13 protein-coding genes are annotated in these 19,668 nt (G+C 71.4%); 6 read left to right on the top strand and 7 right to left on the bottom strand.

All coding sequences use genetic code 11. From position 1 onward, the window contains the following. Positions 1–16: 16 nt before the first annotated feature. Positions 17–823, bottom strand: coding sequence for a hypothetical protein (locus NMK34_RS20405; RefSeq protein WP_318334792.1), 807 nt, complete (start codon positions 821–823; stop codon positions 17–19). Between the two features lie 41 nt (positions 824–864). Beyond that, complete coding sequence (locus tag NMK34_RS20400; RefSeq protein ID WP_141708223.1) at positions 865–1,053, bottom strand: hypothetical protein; 189 nt, start codon at positions 1,051–1,053, stop codon at positions 865–867. Here NMK34_RS20400 and NMK34_RS20395 point away from each other — a divergent pair. Continuing rightward, on the top strand, positions 1,052–1,840 hold the full coding sequence (locus NMK34_RS20395) for a hypothetical protein (RefSeq protein ID WP_318334791.1): 789 nt from the start codon (positions 1,052–1,054) through the stop codon (positions 1,838–1,840). The two genes, NMK34_RS20400 and NMK34_RS20395, sit on opposite strands and share 2 nt — an antisense overlap. Before the next feature lie 41 nt (positions 1,841–1,881). Continuing rightward, positions 1,882–2,271, top strand: a complete 390-nt coding sequence (locus NMK34_RS20390) for a hypothetical protein (protein WP_030274248.1) — start codon at positions 1,882–1,884, stop codon at positions 2,269–2,271. A gap of 52 nt (positions 2,272–2,323) precedes the next feature. Here the strand turns inward: NMK34_RS20390 and NMK34_RS20385 are convergent, their stop codons facing one another. Continuing rightward, positions 2,324–3,835 (bottom strand): APC family permease, encoded by a 1,512-nt coding sequence (locus NMK34_RS20385; protein ID WP_318334790.1) that lies wholly within the window; start codon positions 3,833–3,835, stop codon positions 2,324–2,326. 197 nt (positions 3,836–4,032) lie between these two features. Between NMK34_RS20385 and NMK34_RS20380 the strand changes: the two genes are divergently transcribed. Further along, positions 4,033–4,686 carry a GOLPH3/VPS74 family protein gene (locus NMK34_RS20380; RefSeq protein WP_128137146.1) on the top strand — a complete coding sequence of 218 codons (654 nt, stop codon included), beginning with the start codon at positions 4,033–4,035 and terminating at the stop codon, positions 4,684–4,686. A gap of 39 nt (positions 4,687–4,725) precedes the next feature. Here NMK34_RS20380 and NMK34_RS20375 read toward each other — a convergent pair whose 3' ends face one another. Further along, positions 4,726–5,325, bottom strand: a complete 600-nt coding sequence (locus NMK34_RS20375) for a GNAT family N-acetyltransferase (RefSeq protein WP_318334789.1) — start codon at positions 5,323–5,325, stop codon at positions 4,726–4,728. 197 nt (positions 5,326–5,522) lie between these two features. On the opposite strand from NMK34_RS20375, the gene NMK34_RS20370 reads away from it, so the two are divergent. Continuing rightward, entirely contained in the window at positions 5,523–6,167 is a 645-nt protein-coding gene (locus tag NMK34_RS20370) for a cellulose binding domain-containing protein (RefSeq protein WP_318334788.1), read from the top strand. A gap of 143 nt (positions 6,168–6,310) precedes the next feature. Next, a complete protein-coding gene (gene pulA / locus NMK34_RS20365) occupies positions 6,311–11,806 on the top strand; it encodes a pullulanase-type alpha-1,6-glucosidase (RefSeq protein WP_318334787.1) in 5,496 nt (1,831 codons plus the stop codon). A 70-nt stretch (positions 11,807–11,876) separates the two neighbouring features. Here the strand turns inward: pulA and NMK34_RS20360 are convergent, their stop codons facing one another. The 3 genes from NMK34_RS20360 to NMK34_RS20350 form a co-directional block, all read right to left on the bottom strand. Next, complete coding sequence (locus tag NMK34_RS20360; RefSeq protein WP_318334786.1) at positions 11,877–13,766, bottom strand: hypothetical protein; 1,890 nt, start codon at positions 13,764–13,766, stop codon at positions 11,877–11,879. 289 nt (positions 13,767–14,055) lie between these two features. After that, complete coding sequence (locus NMK34_RS20355) at positions 14,056–15,816, bottom strand: hypothetical protein (RefSeq protein ID WP_318334785.1); 1,761 nt, start codon at positions 15,814–15,816, stop codon at positions 14,056–14,058. A gap of 266 nt (positions 15,817–16,082) precedes the next feature. Continuing rightward, positions 16,083–17,558: an aminopeptidase P family protein gene (locus tag NMK34_RS20350; protein WP_318334784.1), complete on the bottom strand. Its 1,476-nt coding sequence runs from the start codon at positions 17,556–17,558 to the stop codon at positions 16,083–16,085. A 113-nt stretch (positions 17,559–17,671) separates the two neighbouring features. Between NMK34_RS20350 and asnB the strand changes: the two genes are divergently transcribed. Next, positions 17,672–19,633: an asparagine synthase (glutamine-hydrolyzing) gene (gene asnB, locus NMK34_RS20345; protein ID WP_091331208.1), complete on the top strand. Its 1,962-nt coding sequence runs from the start codon at positions 17,672–17,674 to the stop codon at positions 19,631–19,633. Positions 19,634–19,668: the final 35 nt, after the last annotated feature.

Raw genomic sequence — 19,668 nt, 5'->3', positions numbered from 1 at the left:
CGGGCACTGCCGGCGGTCAGGGGGCGGTGAGCAGGGTGATCAGGGTGTCGCGGGCGGTTCGGACCGCGGTCCGGGACTCCTCGGTGTGGTCCAGCGCGTCGAATCCGTGCTGCCCGTTCGGCACGTCCACCACGCACAGCGGGATGCCCCGCCGCCGCGCGACCACCGTGAACGCCTCGATGGTGGGGGCGACCTCGGGCCGTTCCCGCCCCGCCCGGGTCAGCACGAGCGTCGGCCCCGCCGCGTCCTCCACGTGCACGGCGTCGACGTTCGCGCCGCCGGGGGAGGTCGTGCCCGACGGAGCGGCGGCGTCCTGATCCGCCGGCAGGTCGAGGGCGTCCATCGGGCGGAAGCGTGGATCCACCGGGGGCCAGCCGGGCAGCGGCGCCAGCAGCGGATAGGTCGCGGCCAGGCCGCGCAGCCAAGCGGGCGGTTCGCGGAGCCAGTCGCCGAGCAGCAGGCCGGCACCGGAGAAGAACCACAGGCCGAGCCGGTCGGCGTCGACTCTCGGGTCGGCGCGGAGCAGTTCGGCGGTGGCGGTCACCCGGGCGGCGACCGTGTACAGGTCGTCCGGGCTCGCCACGGTGAGCCGGGGGATCGCGGCCAGCACACCCGCCTCGGCGAGCAGCGCGCCGTAGCCCTGGTAGAGCGGCCAGTCCCGCGCGTCGGGAGCTTCGGGCGGCCCCGGCACGCCGTGCACGACGACGACCGCCGGGTGCCGGCCGTCGCCGGTGGGCACGTGCAGGTCGACGTCGCCGTGCCGCTCCACGGCTGCCGGCGGGGGATCGAGGACGAACGGGCTCTCCCAGAAAACGGTTCCCATCGTTGCGATGGTAGGAGAATCCGCCGCCCCCGACTGTCCGGTCAGGACGAGGAGGCCTTCGCGTGCCGCTCGCGCAGCCGGTCCCGGATCTCCTCCGGGGTGTACGCCCGGCGCCGCCGCTCGGCCCGCGCCACCACCACTCCGGTCGCCGCGACGCCGGCGAGACCCGCGAGACCGAGTACCTTCCACCACCGCATCCGTTGCCGCATCCGCATAGGGTAGTCCTCCATGAGCATCAGCCTGGACGAGGCCGTGGAGCTGACCCGCACCGGCGACCTGTGGGTGTTCCGCGGACGCAGCGTGCCCGACCGGGCCATCCAGCTCACCACGAACAGCCCGGTGAACCACGTCGGCATGGCCGTGGTGCTCGACGACATGCCGCCGCTGATGTGGCATGCCGAGCTGGGGCGTTCGCTGCCGGACATGTGGACCGGCACCCACCAGCGCGGCGTGCAGTTGCACGACCTGCGGGACGCGGTCTGCGTCTGGGCCAACCGGTACGGCCAGCGGGGCTGGCTGCGCCAGCTCGAACCGCCGGCGGACACCGCGATGGAGGAGGCGGTGCTGCGTACCGTGGCTCGCCTGGACGGCACGCCGTTCCCGTCCACCGCGCAGCTCGCCTGGCGGTGGGCCCGGGGCCGGCTGCCGCACGCGCGCCGCCTGAGCCTCGGTGGCCTCCTGGGCAGGACCGGCGACAGGAACCAGATCGGCATCCTGAGCAGGATCATCGACAGGGGCGAGACCGGCAGCCGGGGCAGGGCCGGCGAGACCGGCGACCGGGGCGAGACCGGCGACACCAGCGGGATCGGCGACTCCAGCAGGGAGAACGCCGCGGCGCTGGAGACGGCGTACTGCGCCGAGGTGGTCGCGGTGACCTACGAGGCGATGGGTCTGCTACCCGAGGGGCGACGGCCCAACTGGTACGACCCGGGGCGGTTCTGGAGCGGCGACGACCTGGCGCTGCGCGGCGGCGCGCACCTCGGTGCCGAGATCGAGGTGCGGATCCCGCCGCGCTGAGGAAGGTTTGCCGCCGGGGCGTGCCGGTAATGAGGAGCGTCGTGACGGCTTCCACCGACCTCGACACGCTCACCGACTTCTTCGACCGGTACGGCGTGGCGCTGACCACCGCCGACGTGCCGGCCATCGCCGGCTGCTACGCCCTGCCCGGGCTGGTGGTCGCCGACACCTACAGCTTCTCGTTCACCTCGCCCGCTGCGGTGGCGCTCAGCTTCGTCGGCGCCGCCCCGGACTACCAGGAGCGGGAACTCGTCGCGGCGAACGCGCAGATCGAGGACGTGCAGCAGATCTCGGCGCTGCTCACCGAGGTGGCGGTGCGCTGGGAGTTCCTGGACAGCCAGGGCGGCGCGGTGCCCGGCGAGCGCTACCGCTATCTGCTGCGCACCACCGAGGACGGCCCGGTGATCTGCACCGTCATCCGTACCGCCTGATCGTGGTGGTGCGGCGGCCGGCCCGCGTGGCCGGCCGCCGCACCGACTGACGTCAGCGGTGGTGGGCGCCGGCCCAGCGGTCGGCCTCGGGGGCCGGGTGCAGGCCGGGCTCGTGCAGGCCCTCCTCGGTGACCTGGCCGATCCGGCGGTACGTGTCCGGCCGGCTGGTGCGCAGGATCGCGCCCCAGATCAGGCCGACCACGCCCGCCGCCACCGGGATCGCCGGCAGCAGCCACTTCAGGTAGCTCGCGGTGTCGGGGGCGAGCAGCGCGTCGAAGTTGAACAGCAGTACCAGCAGCACGGCGGTGAGCAGGACCGTGCCGAGCGCCGGGGCGATGGCCCGCTGCCACGCGCTCTCCGGGCCGGGGCGGCCCCGGAAGAAGCCCACCACGGAGGCCGAGGTGAGCGTCATCAGCAGCACGACGCCGACCGCCGCGGCGCCGGACAGCCAGGTGAACAGGTCGATGACCGGGTCACGGCCGGTCATCGCGAACGCCAGGAACACCACCACTGCGAGGACGCTCTGCACGAGCGAGCCCGCGACGGGCGCGCCGCTGCGGCTGGAGGTGGCACCGAGGAAGCCCGGCAGAACCCGCTCCCGGCCCAGCGCGAACAGGTAGCGCGCCACGCCGTTGTGGAACGACAGCAGGGCGGCGAGCACGCTGGTGATGAACAGGACGTTGGCGATGTCCGCGACGACGGCGCCGGTGTACTGGTCGAGCGCGCCGAAGATGATCCCCGGACCCGCCTCGGCACTGGCCGCCGGGGCGTTCTCCGGACCGGTGAGCACTGTGAGCGCCCAGGCGGAGAAGGCATAGAACAGACCGGTGAACGCGACGGCGATGTAGGTGGCCCGGGCCACCGTACGCCGCGGGTCCTTGACCTCCTCGCTGTAGATGGCGCCGCTCTCGAAGCCGGTGAAGGAGGCGATGGTGAACGCGAGCACCGCGCCGAAGCCGGCGCCGAACAGGTGGCCCGGGCTGATGCCGGCGGTGGTGACGGTGCCGCCGTCGGGGTTGGCGAAGGCGACCAGGTCGAAGATCAGCACGGCCACGCACTCGAGGATGAGCAGCACGGCGAGGACCGTGGCGTTGAGGTCGATGCGCAGCACGCCGAGCGCGCCGATGAACACCCAGGCCAGCAGCGCCCAGACCCACCAGTCGAGACTGATGCCGGTCTTGGCGTCCATGAACTCGTGAAGGATCTGACCGAGCAGGCCGTACAGACCGATCTGGATCGCGTTGTACGCCGCGAGCGCGACAGCCGAGCCGGCCACCCCGCCGGCCCGGCCGAGGCCGTTGGCGATGTACGCGTAGAACGCGCCGGCGTTGGCGACGTACCGGCTCATCGCGGCGTAGCCGGTGGCGAAGACGGCGAGCACGGCGGCGAGGAGCACGTATCCGAGCGCGGCGCCGATGTTGCCGCTGACCGCGTACATGGTGGTGACACCACCGCCGAGAACGGTCAGCGGGGCGGACGCGGCGACGGTGAAGAAGACGAGGTGAGCGGTGCCGAGACGACCGCGGCGCAGCCCACCGTCGGAGAAGAACGGATCGGAGGACAAGGCTTCTCCAGGGGAGGGGTGAGGGGATTGATGTGTCTACTTCGGAACAACCTGAAGCAGGGTATTGGTGATCACGTATCGTGACAACCCCGCTTCGATATCGATTGGGGTGCGCCTGAACGGCCGGAATTGAGCTGTGCGTGGTCATGCCGTACCGTCCCGTGTCGACGATCACGGCCACCGTTCGAGGATGGACCATGACCTACCCCGGGGCGCAGGCCACTTACCGGCTTGCGGATGCGCTGTTCCTTATCGGACACGACGAGTTCACCGGCAAGCCACACGTCGCGGTCGACCGGCTGGAGTGCGGGCTGGCCGGCGCCGCGCTCGCCGAGCTGATGTTCGAGGGCCGGATCGCCCTCGACGGAGGGGGGATCGCCGCCGTCGATCCGCGGCTGTGGCAGGAGCCGCTCACCGACCTGCTGATCACCGAGATCCTGCGTCGCGAGGGGGCGCATCCGGCCCGGTTGTGGATCCGCTACCTGCGGACCCAGCTCAACATCAACGAGCGGGTGGGCACCCGGTTGGTCACCGCCGGCGTGCTCCGTCGTGAGCAGGGCAAACTGATCGGCCGTACGGTGCGCTGGCCGGCCATCGACCCGAACCAGGCGGCCTCGCCCCGGGTGCGGCTGACCGCGATGCTGATGCACTCGTCCCCGGCCGAGCTGGACCCGGGCACGCTGCTGCTGGCGACCCTCGCCGAGGCGGTCGGCCTGGCCGCGCACATCTTCGACCCGCAGGTGGCCACGCGGATGCGCGACTGCCGCCGGTTCCTGCCGGCTCAGCTCGAAGGGCTGCTCGCCGCCGTCGTGGGCGCGCTCGACGTCACCACCACGACGGTACGGCGATGACGTCCCGCCCCGGGCCGAGCCGGGGCGGGACGGTACGGGTCAGGACGGGTCGCGCCACATCGGGTAGAGGCTGGGGCCCTCCGGCAGGTCCAGCGTGACCGGACGGCGCCGGAATCCGAGCCGCTCGTAGAGTGCGGCGTTGCGCGGCGAACTGGCCTCCAGGTACGCGGCGGTACCGGCCTGATCCAGCTCGGCCAGCTTGTCACGCAGCAGCGCCGACCCGACGCCCTTGCCGTGATGGTCGGGGTGCACCCCGATGAAGGGCAGGTACCAGTGCGGCTCTGCGGGGTGCCGGGCGCTCATCATCTCGTCGAGCGTGCCGAACCGCTTCATGGCCTCCGCGCCGATCGCGGTCTCCATCCCGTCGAACTCGCCGCCGTCCTCGGCGTCGTGCCCCTCGCCGGTGGGCAGCCAGAGCGTGACGCCCATCCCGTCACCGGCGACGTACACCTCACCGGTGCGCAGCGCCAACGCGACGAAGGGCCCGAAGAAGGCGGGATGGACCTGGGCGCGGTGGTCGTCGGCCGGGAAGACCCAGCCGCTCACCGGATCCCGCATGAACGCCTCGGCGAGGATCGCGGTCACGACGGCGGCGTCCGCCGTGGACGCCCGCCTGATGTTGCCCTGCCACTCAGTCACTGGCCAACCGTCCTACCGGCTCGACGAGCCATTGTGGTCATTGATCGGCGTGCAAGGTATCAGGTGTCCATGCCGGGCGGCAGGCCCTGATCTCCGGCGCTCGCCGCGACCCGGTCCGTGTGACTACGCTGGCCCGGACCCCCGACAGGAGGACCATGTCCCGCACGCGCCGCCCCGGCCCGCAGCCCGGAGCCGCCATGACCTCGTCCCCCTGGATCCTCGTCGCCGCCGGCGTGGTCGTCATGGTGGTCCTGCTGGTGGTGGCGCTCGGTTCGGTGCGCGGCCGCAGCACGTTCCCGGCGGCCGGTCCGCCGGATCCGCTGATGTCGCTGCCGGGCATGCCGTTGACCCCCACGGCGGTCAGCGCCACCGGCCCGTCGCCGGTCTCCGCCACCGCTGCGGTGGTGCCGGGCCTGTCGCCCCGGTCCACCGTGGTGCCGGCCCGGCCGACGCCGGCCGCGCCGACCTCCAGCCCCCGGGGCGTGGCCCGGCCGGTGCTGCCCACGCCTCCGCCGCCCCCGCCGCCGTCGTCGGTGACCGGCCGGTACAGCGTGGTGAGCTCCTTCGACGGCGGCTTCATCGGCGAGGTGCTGCTCGTCAACACGGCGCGTACGCCGCACGGCTGGACGGTCCGCGCGACGTTCCCCGGTGGCCGGCTGGTCACCGCCTGGGTCGAGGGCGCCGAGCAGGGCGTGTTCGGCTTCGACGACGGCGTGTTCACCTATCGCAGCGGATTCGACCTGGCTCCCGGGCAGTCAGTGCCGGTGCGGTTCCACATCGAGCGGGCCGGTACCCGGCCGGTGAGCTGCACCGTCGATCGCTCGCCCTGCGGCGAGCGGTAGATCCGGCGCCCCGGACCGGGGCCGGGATGGACGTCTCCTCTTGCAAGGTGTCTGCTTTGTTGCGGCATGGTTTGCAAGGTATTGCAGAATGTTTCGGCAAGGGCTAGCGTGCGGGCGAATCAGCGACCAGAGAAAGGCCGTCGATGAAACCGCCGCCGATATCCCCCAAGGCGCTGCTCGCCCTGGTCACCTCCCTCGTACTCACTCTCGTCGGCGTGCCGGTGGCCCTCCACCAGCTCGGCGCCGACGCCACCGGCCCGGCCGCCACCCCCGACGTCCTGGCCGCCGGCAACGCTCCGCAGTGGAACCGCGAGCCGTCCGCCGACGCGCTGCTCAAGGCCGGTACCGGCACCGCGAAGGCCGAGCAGTTCTACTTCGTCCTGCCGGACCGGTTCGCCAACGGCGACAAGCGCAACGACACCGGCGGCCTCGCCGGCGGCCGGCTCACCACCGGTCTCGACCCGGCCGACAAGGGCTTCTACCACGGCGGCGACCTCAAGGGCCTGATCGACCGGATGGACTACATCCAGGGGCTCGGCACCACCGCCATCTGGCTCGCGCCGATCTTCAAGAACCGCCCCGTGCAGGGCACCGGCGCGGACGTCTCGGCCGGCTACCACGGCTACTGGATCACCGACTTCACCCAGGTCGACCCGCACTTCGGCACCAACGCCGAGCTGAAGAAGCTGGTCGACCTGGCCCACCGCCGGGGCATCAAGGTCTACCTCGACATCATCGTCAACCACACCGCCGACGTCATCCGGTACGCCGAGGACAAGTACGGCTACGTGGACAAGAAGACCGCGCCCTACCGCGACGCGCAGGGGCGTCCCTTCGAGGACCGCAACTACGCCGACGGCACCCGCAGGTTCCCGGCGGTGAACGGGAAGTCGTTCCCGTACACCCCGGTGTTCGCCACCCCGGCCGACGCGAAGGTCAAGGTACCGGCCTGGCTGAACGACCCGACCATGTACCACAACCGCGGTGACTCCACCTTCGCCGGGGAGAACAGCGAGTACGGCGACTTCTTCGGCCTCGACGACCTGTGGACCGAGCGTCCCGAGGTGGTGCGCGGCATGACCGACATCTACGCCCAGTGGATCGGCAAGGCCGGCGTGGACGGGTTCCGCCTCGACACGGTCAAGCACGCCAACCTCGACTTCTGGCCGCAGTTCGCGCGCGGCATCGACGCCGCCGCCGCGAAGGCCGGCAAGAAGGACTTCTTCATGTTCGGCGAGGTCTACAGCGCCGAGCAGGAGATCCAGTCCACCTACGTGCGGCAGGGCGGACTGCCCGCCACGCTCGACTTCTCGTTCCAGGAGGCGGCACGCGGGTACGCCGCCGCCGACGGCTCGGCCAAGTCGCTCGCCGACGTGTACGCCAAGGACGACCTGTACTCCGCGCGGGACACGAACGCCAACCGGCTCACCACGTTCCTGGGCAACCACGACATGGGCCGGATCGGCTCGTTCGTCGCCGCCGCCGGCGGTGACGACACCACCCAGCTGAACCGCAGCCGGCTCGCCCACCAGCTCATGTTCCTCACCCGTGGTCAGCCGGTCGTCTACTCCGGCGACGAGCAGGGCTTCACCGGACCGGGCGGCGACAAGGACGCCCGGCAGGACATGTTCGCCTCGCGGACCGCCGACTACCTCGACGACGACCTGATCGGCACCACCCGCACCCACGCCGCCGACCAGTACGACACCCGCCACCCGCTCTACCGGACCATCGCCGAGCTGGGCGAGCTGCGGACGGCACACCCGGCGCTGCGCGACGGCGTGCAGGTGACCCGGTACGCGGCCGACGGGCCGGGCGTCTTCGCGTTCTCCCGCGTCCTGCCCGCCGACCGGATCGAGTACGTGGCGGCGGTGAACAACGCCGCGACGCCGCAGACTGTCACGGTGGACACCTGGTCGGCCGGCGCCCGCTTCACCGGCGTGTACGGCGGCGCCGCGGGCGCGACGGCCGGCGCGGACGGCAAGCTGAGCGTCACCGTGCCGGCCATGTCGGCGCTGGTGCTCAAGGCCGATCGGGCGATCCCGCAGGCCGGGGCCCCGACGATCACGATCACCGAGCCGGGCGACGCGCCGGTCCCCGGCAAGGCCGCCGTCACCGCCCAGGTGACCGGCGACCCGCTCGCGACCGTCACGTTCGCCGCCCGGGTCACGGGCGGCAAGTGGACGCTGCTCGGCACCGCGAACCGCGCGCCGTACACCGTGCACCACGACCTGACCGGCCTGCCCGGCGGCACCCGCGTGGAGTACAAGGCCGTGGTCCGCGACGGCAAGGGCCGCACCGCCGCCGACCGCGCCACCGGCACCGTCGGCACCCCCGCCCAGGGCGCGTCGCGGGACTGGGCGATCGTGCACTACCAGCGCCCGGCCGGCGGGTACGACGACTGGCGGCTCTACGCCTGGGGCGACATCGACCCGGCGTACGTGACGCAGTGGCCCGCCGGGCAGCCGTTCGCCGGTGAGGACTCGTACGGCCGGTTCGCCTGGGTCAAGCTCAAGCCCGGTGCGAAGACCGTCGGATTCCTCGTCATCGACGGCGACGGCAACAAGGACGTGGCGAACGACCGCACCATCGACGTGACTGCGACCGGCGAGATCTGGGTCAAACAGGGCGACCCGGCGGTCTACCCGACGCGGCAGGCCGCCACCGGCGAACCCGACCCGCCCGTCGCCCAGGACACCGCGCTGATCCACTGGCGCAAGGCCGACGGGAACTACGACGGCTGGGGCCTGCACCTGTGGGACGGCGCGGCCAACCCGACCGACTGGGCCGCCCCGCTCAAGCCGGAGAAGATCGATGCGTACGGCGCGGTGTTCCGGGTGCCCCTCGCCGCCGGGGCGACCGGGCTGAGCTACATCATCCACCGAGGCGACGAGAAGGATCAGCCCGAGGACCAGCGGCTCGACTTCGCCGGTGCCGGGCGCGAGGTGTGGCTGCTCGCCGGCGTGAAGGGACGGCTGCTGCCGGCCACCACGTCCGGCGCCGCAAAGGATCTCGACCTGACCAAGCAGAAGGCGCAGTGGATCGACAGGTCCACGGTGGCCTGGGCGACCGGGCCGACCGACGGCAGGCGGTACGCGCTCGCCGTCGCCCCGGCCGGTGGGATCGGCCTCGCCGACGGTGAGCTGACCGGCACGTACACCACCATCGGACTGCGGGCCCAGCGCAACGGGCTGACCGAGGCGCAACGGCAGGCGTACCCCCATCTCTGGGCCTCGCGCGCCTTCTCGCTGGACCGCGCCGACCTGGCCAGGGTGCCGGCGGCGCTGCGCGGCCAGATCGTGGTGACCGAGCGGGACGCCGAGGGCGCGCTGCTCGCCGCCACCGGCGTGCAGATTCCCGGCGTGCTCGACGACGTCTACGCGGCGGCGACCGGCGCGAAGCTCGGCCCGACGTTCGCCGGCCGGGTCCCCACCCTGGCGGTGTGGGCGCCGACCGCGCGGACCGTGTCGCTGGAGCTGTTCGACTCGCCCACCGCCCAGCCGACCAGCGTGGCGATGCGCCGCGACGACCGCACCGGCGTCTGGTCGGTCCGCGGCACGAAGGCGTGGAACGGCCGCTACTACCGCTACCGGGTGCAGGCGTGGCAGCCGGCCACGCAGAAGATGGTCACCGCGTCGGTGACCGACCCGTACTCGGTGGCGCTCGCGGCGGACTCCACGCACAGCCAGATCGTCGACCTGGCCGACCCGGCGCTCGCGCCGGCCGGCTGGGCGAACCTGCGCAAGCCGGCCGCGCCGCCGGCGTCGAAGGTCCAGATCTCCGAGCTGTCGGTACGGGACTTCTCCATCGCCGACACCACGGTTCCCGCCGACCGGCGGGGCACCTACCTGGCGTTCACCGACCCCGACAGCGCCGGCATGAAGCACCTGCGCAAGCTCGGCGACGCCGGGGTCAACCACCTGCACCTGCTGCCGGCCTTCGACTTCGCGACCATCCCGGAGAAGCGGGCCGACCAGGCCCGGCCGAACTGCGACCTGGCCGCGCTGCCGCCGGACTCCGACGAGCAGCAGAAGTGCGTCGCGGCGGTCGCCGGCACCGACGGCTACAACTGGGGGTACGACCCGCTGCACTACACGGTGCCCGAGGGCGGGTACGCCACCGACCCGAACGGCGCGAAGCGCACCACCGAGTTCCGCCAGATGGTCGCCGGAGTGAACAAGGCCGGCCTGCGGGTGGTCATGGACGTGGTCTACAACCACACCTCGGCCGCCGGCGCCGACCCGAAGTCGGTGCTCGACCAGGTGGTGCCGGGCTACTACCACCGGCTCCTGGAGGACGGGACCGTCGCCAACTCCACCTGCTGCGCCAACACGGCGCCGGAGCACGCCATGATGGGCAAGCTCGTGGTGGACTCGCTGGTGACCTGGGCCAAGGCGTACAAGGTCGACGGTTTCCGGTTCGACCTGATGGGCCACCACCCGAAGGCGAACATCCTCGCCGTACGGGCCGCGCTGAACAAGCTCACGCTCGCCCGCGACGGCGTGGACGGCCGCAAGATCCTGCTGTACGGCGAGGGCTGGAACTTCGGCGAGGTCGCCGACGACGCCCGGTTCACGCAGGCCACCCAGGCCAACATGGCCGGCACCGGCGTCGGCACGTTCAACGACCGGCTCCGCGACGCGGTGCGCGGCGGCGGCCCGTTCGACGCCAACCCGCGCGTGCAGGGCTTCGCCTCCGGCCTCTACACCGACCCCAACGGCGACGAGATCAACGGTTCGGCCGCCGAGCAGCGGGCCCGGCTGCTGCACCAGCACGACCTGATCAAGGTGGGGCTGACCGGGAACCTGCGTGGCTACCGGTTCACCGACTCCACCGGCAAGCGGGTCACCGGGGCGCAGGTCGACTACAACGGCGCCCCGGCCGGGTACACCGCCGCGCCGGGCGAGGCGGTCACCTACGTCGACGCGCACGACAACGAGATCCTGTACGACGCGCTGGCGTACAAGCTGCCGCAGGGGACCTCGGCGCAGGACCGGGCCCGGATGCAGGTGCTCGCGCTGGCGACCACCGCGCTCGGGCAGGGCGCCGGGTTCGTGACCACCGGCTCGGAGCGGCTGCGCTCGAAGTCGCTGGACCGCAACTCGTACAACTCCGGTGACTGGTTCAACCAGATCCGGTGGGACTGCGCCCAGGGCAACGGGTTCGGCGCCGGCCTGCCGCCGGAGGCCGACAACAAGGACAAGTGGTCGTACGCGAAGCCGCTGCTGGCCGATTCGTCGCTGGTGCCGGACTGCGCGGCGATCGACCTGGCCGACGCCCGGTACGCGGAGCTGCTGCGCGTGCGCCGGTCCTCGCCGGTGTTCGGGCTCGACACCGCCGAGCAGGTGCAGAAGCGGGTGGCGTTCCCGCTGTCCGGGACGAAGGAGACCCCGGGCGTGCTCACCATGACCCTCGACGCCCGAGGGCTGGACGGGACGTGGAAGTCGGTGACTGTCGTCTTCAACGCCACGCCGGAGACGGCGAAGCAGACGGTCACGGGGCTGCGCGGCGCGAACGTGGCACTGCACCCGGTGCTGCGGAACTCGGTCGACCCGGCGCTGCGTACCGCGTCGTTCGACCGGGCCGCCGGCACGTTCACCGTGCCCGCGCGCAGCGTGGCGGTGTTCGTCCAGAGCTGACCCGCACGGCCGACCGGCCCCCTGCCACGTCACGTGGCAGGGGGCCGGTCGCGTACCCCGGGCCGTCAGGTCAGTTGAAGCAGTCCTCGACGGTGTTGGCGCAGTTGGTGGGGTCGTTGTTGCTGATGAGGGACTTGTCGTCGAGCTTGACGCGTCCTTCGTTGTTGAGGACGCCGCCGGCGACCCGGTGGAGCTTGCTGGAGTCGGTGGCGGTGTTCTTGGTGACGTGGGTCTTGGTCAGGGTGATCTTCGCCTTGTTGTTGAAGATGCCGCCGCCGTTGAGGGCGGTGTTGCCCTTGATGTCGGTGTCGCGGATGGTGAGGGTGGCGTTGTCGTCCTTGTCGTGGTCGCGGGCGAGGAAGCCGTCCTCGATCTTGATGAGCCACTCGCCGTTGTAGATGCCGCCGCCGAAGCGGTTGGCGGTGTTGTCGACGATCTTGCTGTCGGCGATCGTGGCGCTGGCGTGCTCCTTGTTCTCCGGGTAGCCCCAGTGCTTGCCGCCGGTGACCACCACACCACCGCCGTCGCCGTCGGCGTGGTTCTTGGCGACGTGCACCTTCTCCAGGAGCAGGTCGGTGTTCTCGGCGTAGACGCCGCCACCGTTCTCGCAGGCGGTGTTGCCCGTGATCGCGGTGAAGGAGACCGTGACGGTGCCGCCGCTGCTGAACAGACCGCCGCCGTTCTTGCCGGCGCGGTTGTCCGACAGGCTGGACTTGACGCCGTCCTTGCCGTGGTCGGAACCGAAGATCTCGACGATCCCGGCCTCGTGGTGCTTGCCCTTCGGGTCGTAGCCCTTCGGCGCGGCGGAGGCCGCCGGGCCGTGCCCGCCGGACAGGCCGCTGCCGTTGGCGATGCCGCCGCCGTTGCCGCCTGCGGTGTTGTCGTCGACGTGGGTCTCCTCGACCTTGAGGATGCCCTCGTTGTAGACGCCGCCGCCGTCGCCCTGGGCGTGGTTGTCGACGACCTTGCTCTCCTTGAGCCAGGTGCGGCCGTAGTTGGCGATGGCGCCGCCGTCGCCCTCGGCGTTGTTGTCGACGAGCTTGACGTTGTGCAGGTGGGCGCTGCCGCCGCGCTCGACGAGCAGCGCGCCGCCGTCGCCCTCGACCCGCTTGTCGTCGTCCTTACCGCCGTTCATGCCGTCCGCGACGGGCGTGACAGCGGCCGCCGTGGTCGCCGCGGCCGGGGCCGCGACAGCCGGGGCGGCGGCCGGAGCCGCGACCGCCGGAGCGGCCGGAGCGGCAGCCGGGGCGGCGGCCGGCGGCTGGCCGCCGCCGGGGGCCCCGCCGCCGGGGTACTTGAACTCGTTGGCGTTGCCGCCGGAGACGGTGAGGTCCTTGAGGGTGAGGTCGCCGCCGTCGACGACGCGGAAGATGCGGAAGGTGTCTTCGGCGTCGCGCTTGATGGTGGAGTTGTTGCCCTTGATGGTGACGTCCTGCTTGATCTCGGGCAGGGCGGAGCCGAACTTGCGGTCCTTGACGCCGAGTTCGTAGGTGCAGTTCTCGGCGAGCTTGATGGTGCCGCCGTGGTCGCGGTTGGCCAGTTCGAGGGCGTCGATCAGGGCGTCGTCCTTGCAGGGGACCTCGCGGGTCTTGCCGTGGTCGTCCTTGCCGTCCTTGTCCCACTCGCCCTTGTCCGGGCCCCACTCGCCACGGTCGCGGCCTTCCTGGCTACGGTCCTTGCCGTCCTTGCCGTACCCGTCCTTGTCGTAGCCGTCGCGGCCGTAGTCGCCCTCGGCGCCCTTGTCGCCGTGGTCGTCGTCGCTGAGCTGCTGCGTGGTCGACCACTTGACGTCGGCGAGCCGGTGCGGGCCGGTGGCCCCGGTGGTCGCGTAGGCCACGCCGGCGAGGCTGACCGCTCCGGTCAGGCCCACAACGCCGGTGGCGAGCCACATCCGGCGACGCCGGAGCGGGGAGATGGTCTTGCTGGTGGCGTCATCGTTATTGCGAAGGTAGTTGGACATCGGAGCTCTCTGCCCTCTCCTTGTACCTGACAAGGTCGCTTCGCCCTGGCGAGGCGGCCTTCGCTACAAATCGGTTGTAGCTGCTGAAGATGACCGTATGAGAACCTTCTTCGCCTCGTGGTCATATACGAAAAAAACCCGCATAAGGGTGCGGGTGGGATGGGCGGGCGCAGCGCGGCCCGGACGTCCCGGCGGGGGACACCGCGGCCAGCCGGGCCGCTCCGGGGTGGGAGCCCCCCGCGCGCCGTCCACGGCGCGAGGAGGGCTCCCCGGTTATGTGGTGGTTCGATCAGTTGAAGCAGTCCTCGACGGTGTTGGCGCAGTTGGTGGGGTCGTTGTTGCTGATGAGGGACTTGTCGTCGAGCTTGACGCGTCCTTCGTTGTTGAGGACGCCGCCGGCGACCCGGTGGAGCTTGCTGGAGTCGGTGGCGGTGTTCTTGGTGACGTGGGTCTTGGTCAGGGTGATCTTCGCCTTGTTGTTGAAGATGCCGCCGCCGTTGAGGGCGGTGTTGCCCTTGATGTCGGTGTCGCGGATGGTGAGGGTGGCGTTGTCGTCCTTGTCGTGGTCGCGGGCGAGGAAGCCGTCCTCGATCTTGATGAGCCACTCGCCGTTGTAGATGCCGCCGCCGAAGCGGCCGGCCGTGTTGTCCACGACGGCGCTGTCGGCGATCGTGGCGCTCCCCGCGAGGCCGTCCTTCTCGGCACCGTTGCCGGCCCAGTCCCGGCCACCGGTCGTCACCACGCCGCCGCCGTCGCCGTCGGCGTGGTTGCCCGCCACGTGGACCTTCTCCAGGAGCAGGTCGGTGTTCTCGGCGTAGACGCCGCCACCGTTCTCGCAGGCGACGTTGCCGCCGATCGCGGTGAAGGAGACCGTGACGGTGCCGCCGCTGCTGAACAGACCGCCACCGTTGTGACCGGCCCGGTTGTGGCTCAGCGTGCTCAGCGAGGCGTCCTTGCCCTCGTACGCCCCGATGATCTCGACGGTGCCCGCGTGGTGCTTGCCGTGCTCGCCCTTGTCGCCCTTGCCGGGCTTCGCGGCCGAGGCCAGGTCGACCGGCCCGCCGTGGTGCTCACCGCCGCCGTTGGCGATGCCGCCGCCGTTGCCGCCTGCGGTGTTGTCGTCGACGTGGGTCTCCTCGACCTTGAGGATGCCCTCGTTGTAGACGCCGCCGCCGTCGCCCTGGGCGTGGTTGTCGACGACCTTGCTCTCCTTGAGCCAGGTGCGGCCGTAGTTGGCGATGGCGCCGCCGTCGCCTTCGGCGTTGTTGTCGACCAGCTTCACGTTGTCCAGGTGCGCGCTGCCGCCACGCTCGACCAGGAGCGCGCCGCCGTCACCCTCGAACCGCTTGTCGTCGTCCTCGCCGTCCGGGACGAGCGCCGTCGGCGCCGGGCCACCGCCGCCGGGGTACTTGAACTCGTTGGCGTTGCCGCCGGAGACGGTGAGGTCCTTGAGGGTGAGGTCGCCGCCGTCGACGACGCGGAAGATGCGGAAGGTGTCTTCGGCGTCGCGCTTGATGGTGGAGTTGTTGCCCTTGATGGTGACGTCCTGCTTGATCTCGGGCAGGGCGGAGCCGAACTTGCGGTCCTTGACGCCGAGTTCGTAGGTGCAGTTCTCGGCGAGCTTCAGGGTGCCGCCGTGGTCGCGGTTGGCCAGTTCGAGTGCGTCGACCAGGGCGTCGTCGTCGCAGGGGACCTCGCGGGTCTTGCCGTGGTCGTCCTTGCCGTCCTTGCCCCACTCGCCGCGGTCGCGGCCTTCCTGGCCACGGTCCTTGCCGTCCTTGCCGTACCCGTCCTCGCCCTTCTCGCCGCCCTTCCCGCCGTCGGCGCGGGAGTCGTCACTGGCGTTCTGCGGCGCTGCGGCGTGGTTCTCCGCCACCGGTTCGGTGCCGGACTTGTCGTCGCGGGCGGCGAGACCGCCGAGCGCCGCCAGACCGACGACGCCGGTCAGCCCGGCCACGCCGGTGGCGACCCAGAGCGCCCGCCGCCTGCTCGTCCGCGGCGGGGGCGTCATCGGAGCGCCGCCGTCGGGTGTCGTTACGTCGTTCGACATGAGAGCCCTTTCGGTTCTTCCCAAACGGGTCGCACCGCCCCAGGCCGGGCGACCAGCTACAAACCGGTTGTAGCCTCTGATCAGCACCGTATGAGAAGGATCCTCGCGAGGAAGACGTATCCGAAAAAAGCCCGCATTCCTCCCACGATCGGCGGTCGGTGACCAACCACGTGAGCGAACCGGAACGGCCCAGACGGCGGCGGGCCCCACCACCTGCCTGGAGAGGCGCGGTGGTGGGGCCCGCCGGAGATCGCGGCCCGCGGCGATCAGCCGGGCAGGCGGGGGCCCGCCTCACGCTGCTCGGCCAGCCAGGTCTCCACCTCGGCGGAGGCGCGCGGCAGCCCGGCCGACAGGTTCACCGGGCCGTCGGCGGTGACCAGGATGTCGTCCTCGATCCGCACGCCGACGCCCCGCAGCTCCTCCGGGACCAGCTCGTCCTCCGGCTGGAAGTAGAGCCCCGGCTCGACGGTGAGCACGTACCCCTCGCCGAGCGGCCCCTCGCGGTAGGTCTCCTTGCGCGCGTTGGCGCAGTCGTGCACGTCGATGCCGAGCATGTGGCTGGTGCCGTGCAGCGTCCACCGCCGGTAGACGGTGGAGGCCGGGTCCATCGCCTCGTCCACACTCACCGGCAGCAGCCCGAGATCCTTCAGCGCCTCGGCCAGCACCCGCATCGAGGCCAGGTGCACGTCCCGGAACGCCACGCCGGGCCGGCACATCTCGATGCCGGCCTGCTGCGCGGCGTACACCGCGTCGTAGACCTGACGCTGAAGCGGCGTGAACCGGCCGTCGACCGGGAACACCCGGGTCACGTCGGCGGTGTAGAGGTTGCGGTTCTCCACGCCCATGTCCATCAGCAGCAGCTCACCCGGACGGGTGGCGCCGTGGTTGTGCACCCAGTGCAGGATCGTGGCGTGCTCGCCGGCCCCGACGATCGAGCCGTAGCCGACGTCGTTGCCGTCGTGCCGGGCGCGCAGCGCGAAGACGCCCTCCAGCAGCCGCTCGGAGACCCCGCGGTCGGCCGGCAGCGCCCGCGCCACGTCCTCGAAGCCGCGTACCGTGGCGTCGCACGCCTCCTGGAGCTGCGCGATCTCCCACTCGTCCTTGACCAGCTTCAGCTCGGAGATCGCGATCGCCAGCTCCCGGTCGCGGCCGGGCTGCCCCTCGGCGCGCGCGCCGTCGTAGGGACGCACGGCCGCGTCCACGCGGGCGTCGAAACCGCGAAGCACACGGGTACGCCCCGGCGCCAGCTCGGCCAGCGCGGCGTCCAGCTCGCTCAGGTCGGCCGTCGGCAGCCCCAGCTCGGTCGACTTCTCCCGCAGCGTCGGCCGGCGGCCCACCCACAGCTCGCCGTGGCGGCTGCGGAAGAACTCGTCGGTCGCCCGGGACGACCGGGGCCGCATGAACAGCGTGGCCTCGCCGCCCGGCCGCAGCACGAGGACGCTGTCCGGCTCCAGGTCGCCGGTCAGGTACGCGAAGTCGCTGCCCGGCCGGAACCGGTGGTCGATGTCGTTGGCGCGTACCTTCTCGTTGCCGGTGGGGATGACCAGCGTCTCGCCCGGGAAGGCCTCGGCCAGCGCGGCCCGGCGCTTGGCGTGGTTGGGCACCTCGGCGCGCGGTGTGACCGGCAGTTCGGTGTCCCGCCAGCCCTGCCGCATGAACGACAGGAACGCCTCCGGGAAATCCGGGTCGTGCGACTCCGTGCCGTCCGCCGCCTTGCCCTGCCCGGTCCGCTCCTCGGCCATGATCCGCCCCTCCCTGAGCCTCGTCGCTGGTCCCGACGGTACCGCGCGCACGACAGCGGGAGGTGCCTGCGGTGCCGCGACGGTGGCTTCCGGCGCGTGGAAAGATGGCGGCCATGTGCGGACTCCTGGCCTTCTTCAGCGCGCGCGGCGACGCCGCCGCCCACCGCGACAACATCGCCGGCGCACTGGAGTGCCTGCACCACCGCGGCCCGGACGAGACCGGGGTCGAGGTGGTCGGCGACGCCTCCGGCCGGTACGCGGACGGCGTGTTCGCGCACAAGCGCCTGGCGATCATCGACGTGGCGCTGAGCCACGAGCCCCTGCCGTACGCGGGCGGGCGGTACCTGCTCACCTTCAACGGCGAGATCTACAACTACATCGAGCTGCGCGAGGAGCTGATCCGCGACTACGGCGCCCAGTTCGCCACGAACGGCGACGGCGAGGTGATCGTCGCCGGCTACCACTACTGGGGTGAGCAGGTGCTCACCAAGCTGCGCGGCATGTTCGCGTTCGTGATCTGGGACCGGCAGGAGCGGCGGGCCTTCGGCGCGCGGGACTACTTCGGCATCAAGCCGCTGCACTACCTGGAGACACAGGACGGCCTCTACCTCGCCTCGGAGAAGAAGGCGCTGCTGCCGTTCGCGCACTCGGCGTACCAGGGCGACGCTGGTATCGACACCGCGAACCTGAGCCACTACCTGACGCTGCAGTACGTGCCCGAGCCGGGCACCCTGCACAAGGGGATCAGCCGGATCGGCTCGGGGGAGTACCTGACCTGGACCCCTGGTGGCCGGATCGAGGTGCGCCGCTGGTACCGCCCGGTGTTCCGGCCGGCCCCGGTCTCCGACGAGCAGCGGCTCTACCACGACATCCGGGAGACGCTGCGCGAGAGCGTACGGATGCACATGCGCTCGGACGTGCCGGTCGGCTCGTTCCTGTCCAGCGGCATCGACTCCACAGCCGTGGTGGCGCTGGCCCGCGAGTTCAACCCGAACATCCTCACCTTCACGGTCGGCTACGACGTGCCCGGCTACTCCGAGATCGACGTGGCCCAGGACTCGGCCCGGCACCTCGACGTGACCACGATCCCGACCAAGATCGGGCCGCAGGACATGATCGACGCGCTGCCGAAGATCGTCTGGCACCTGGACGACCCGGTCGCCGACCCGGCCCTGGTGCCGCTCTACTTCGTGGCGAAGAAGGCCGCCGAGCACGTCACAGTGGTGCTCTCCGGTGAGGGCGCGGACGAGTTCTTCGGCGGCTACACCATCTACCGGGAGCCGTTGTCGCTCAACGCGGTCAACAGCCTGCCCGACGGCGTGCAGAAGGGCCTGCGCGCGGTGTCCAAGGCGATCCCGCAGGGCGTCAAGGGCAAGAGCTTCCTGGAGCGCGGCACCACCCCGATCGAGGAGCGCTACTACGGCAACGCCCGGATGTTCACCGAGGAGGAGAAGCAGCACCTGCTGCGCCGCTACGACCCCTCGGTGCGCTACACCGACGTGACCGCGCCGATCTACGCCGAGTGCACCGAGCTGGACGACGTCACCAAGATGCAGTACGTCGACCTCTACACCTGGCTGCGCGGCGACATCCTGGTCAAGGCCGACCGGATCTCGATGGCGCACTCGCTGGAGGTGCGGGTGCCGTTCCTGGACCGGGAGGTGTTCAACGTCGCCGCCGGCATCCCGGTCGACCTGAAGCTGCCGCCCCGCTCCGAGGCCACCAAGTACGCGATGCGCCAGGCGCTCCAGGGCGTCGTGCCGCCGGCCATCGTCAACCGCAAGAAGCTGGGCTTCCCGACCCCGACCCGGGTCTGGCTGCGCGGCGAGATGTACGAGTGGGCGCGGCACGTGCTGTCCACCTCGGGCGCGGGCGACCTGATCGACCTGTCGTACGCGATGCGCCTGCTCGACGAGCACAAGCGGGAGGAGGCCGACCACTCCCGCAAGGTGTGGACCGTGCTGATCTTCTGCATCTGGCACGCCATCTTCGTGGCCAAGACGCTCGACCCGGGCATCCAGCGCAACCAGTCCGCGCTGCTCACCAAGCCGGTCGTCGGCAGCATGGTCCGCTGACCCGCCAGACATGACAGGGCCCCCGGGGTACGCCC

This window comes from Micromonospora sp. BRA006-A, assembly GCF_033433935.1.
GTDB lineage: Bacteria > Actinomycetota > Actinomycetes > Mycobacteriales > Micromonosporaceae > Micromonospora > Micromonospora aurantiaca.
This window is presented reverse-complemented; position numbering and strand designations above follow the sequence as displayed.

Excerpts from the sequence above, each read along its gene's own strand:
- NMK34_RS20400 (WP_141708223.1), bottom strand. The coding sequence starts at position 1,053 with ATGGAGGACTACCCTATGCGGATGCGGCAACGGATGCGGTGGTGGAAG.
- NMK34_RS20395 (WP_318334791.1), top strand. The coding sequence starts at position 1,052 with ATGAGCATCAGCCTGGACGAGGCCGTGGAGCTGACCCGCACCGGCGAC.
- asnB (WP_091331208.1), top strand. The coding sequence starts at position 17,672 with ATGTGCGGACTCCTGGCCTTCTTCAGCGCGCGCGGCGACGCCGCCGCC.
- NMK34_RS20355 (WP_318334785.1), bottom strand. The coding sequence starts at position 15,816 with ATGTCGAACGACGTAACGACACCCGACGGCGGCGCTCCGATGACGCCC.
- NMK34_RS20360 (WP_318334786.1), bottom strand. The coding sequence starts at position 13,766 with ATGTCCAACTACCTTCGCAATAACGATGACGCCACCAGCAAGACCATC.
- pulA (WP_318334787.1), top strand. The coding sequence starts at position 6,311 with ATGAAACCGCCGCCGATATCCCCCAAGGCGCTGCTCGCCCTGGTCACC.
- NMK34_RS20405 (WP_318334792.1), bottom strand. The coding sequence starts at position 823 with ATGGGAACCGTTTTCTGGGAGAGCCCGTTCGTCCTCGATCCCCCGCCG.
- NMK34_RS20370 (WP_318334788.1), top strand. The coding sequence starts at position 5,523 with ATGACCTCGTCCCCCTGGATCCTCGTCGCCGCCGGCGTGGTCGTCATG.
- NMK34_RS20350 (WP_318334784.1), bottom strand. The coding sequence starts at position 17,558 with ATGGCCGAGGAGCGGACCGGGCAGGGCAAGGCGGCGGACGGCACGGAG.
- NMK34_RS20380 (WP_128137146.1), top strand. The coding sequence starts at position 4,033 with ATGACCTACCCCGGGGCGCAGGCCACTTACCGGCTTGCGGATGCGCTG.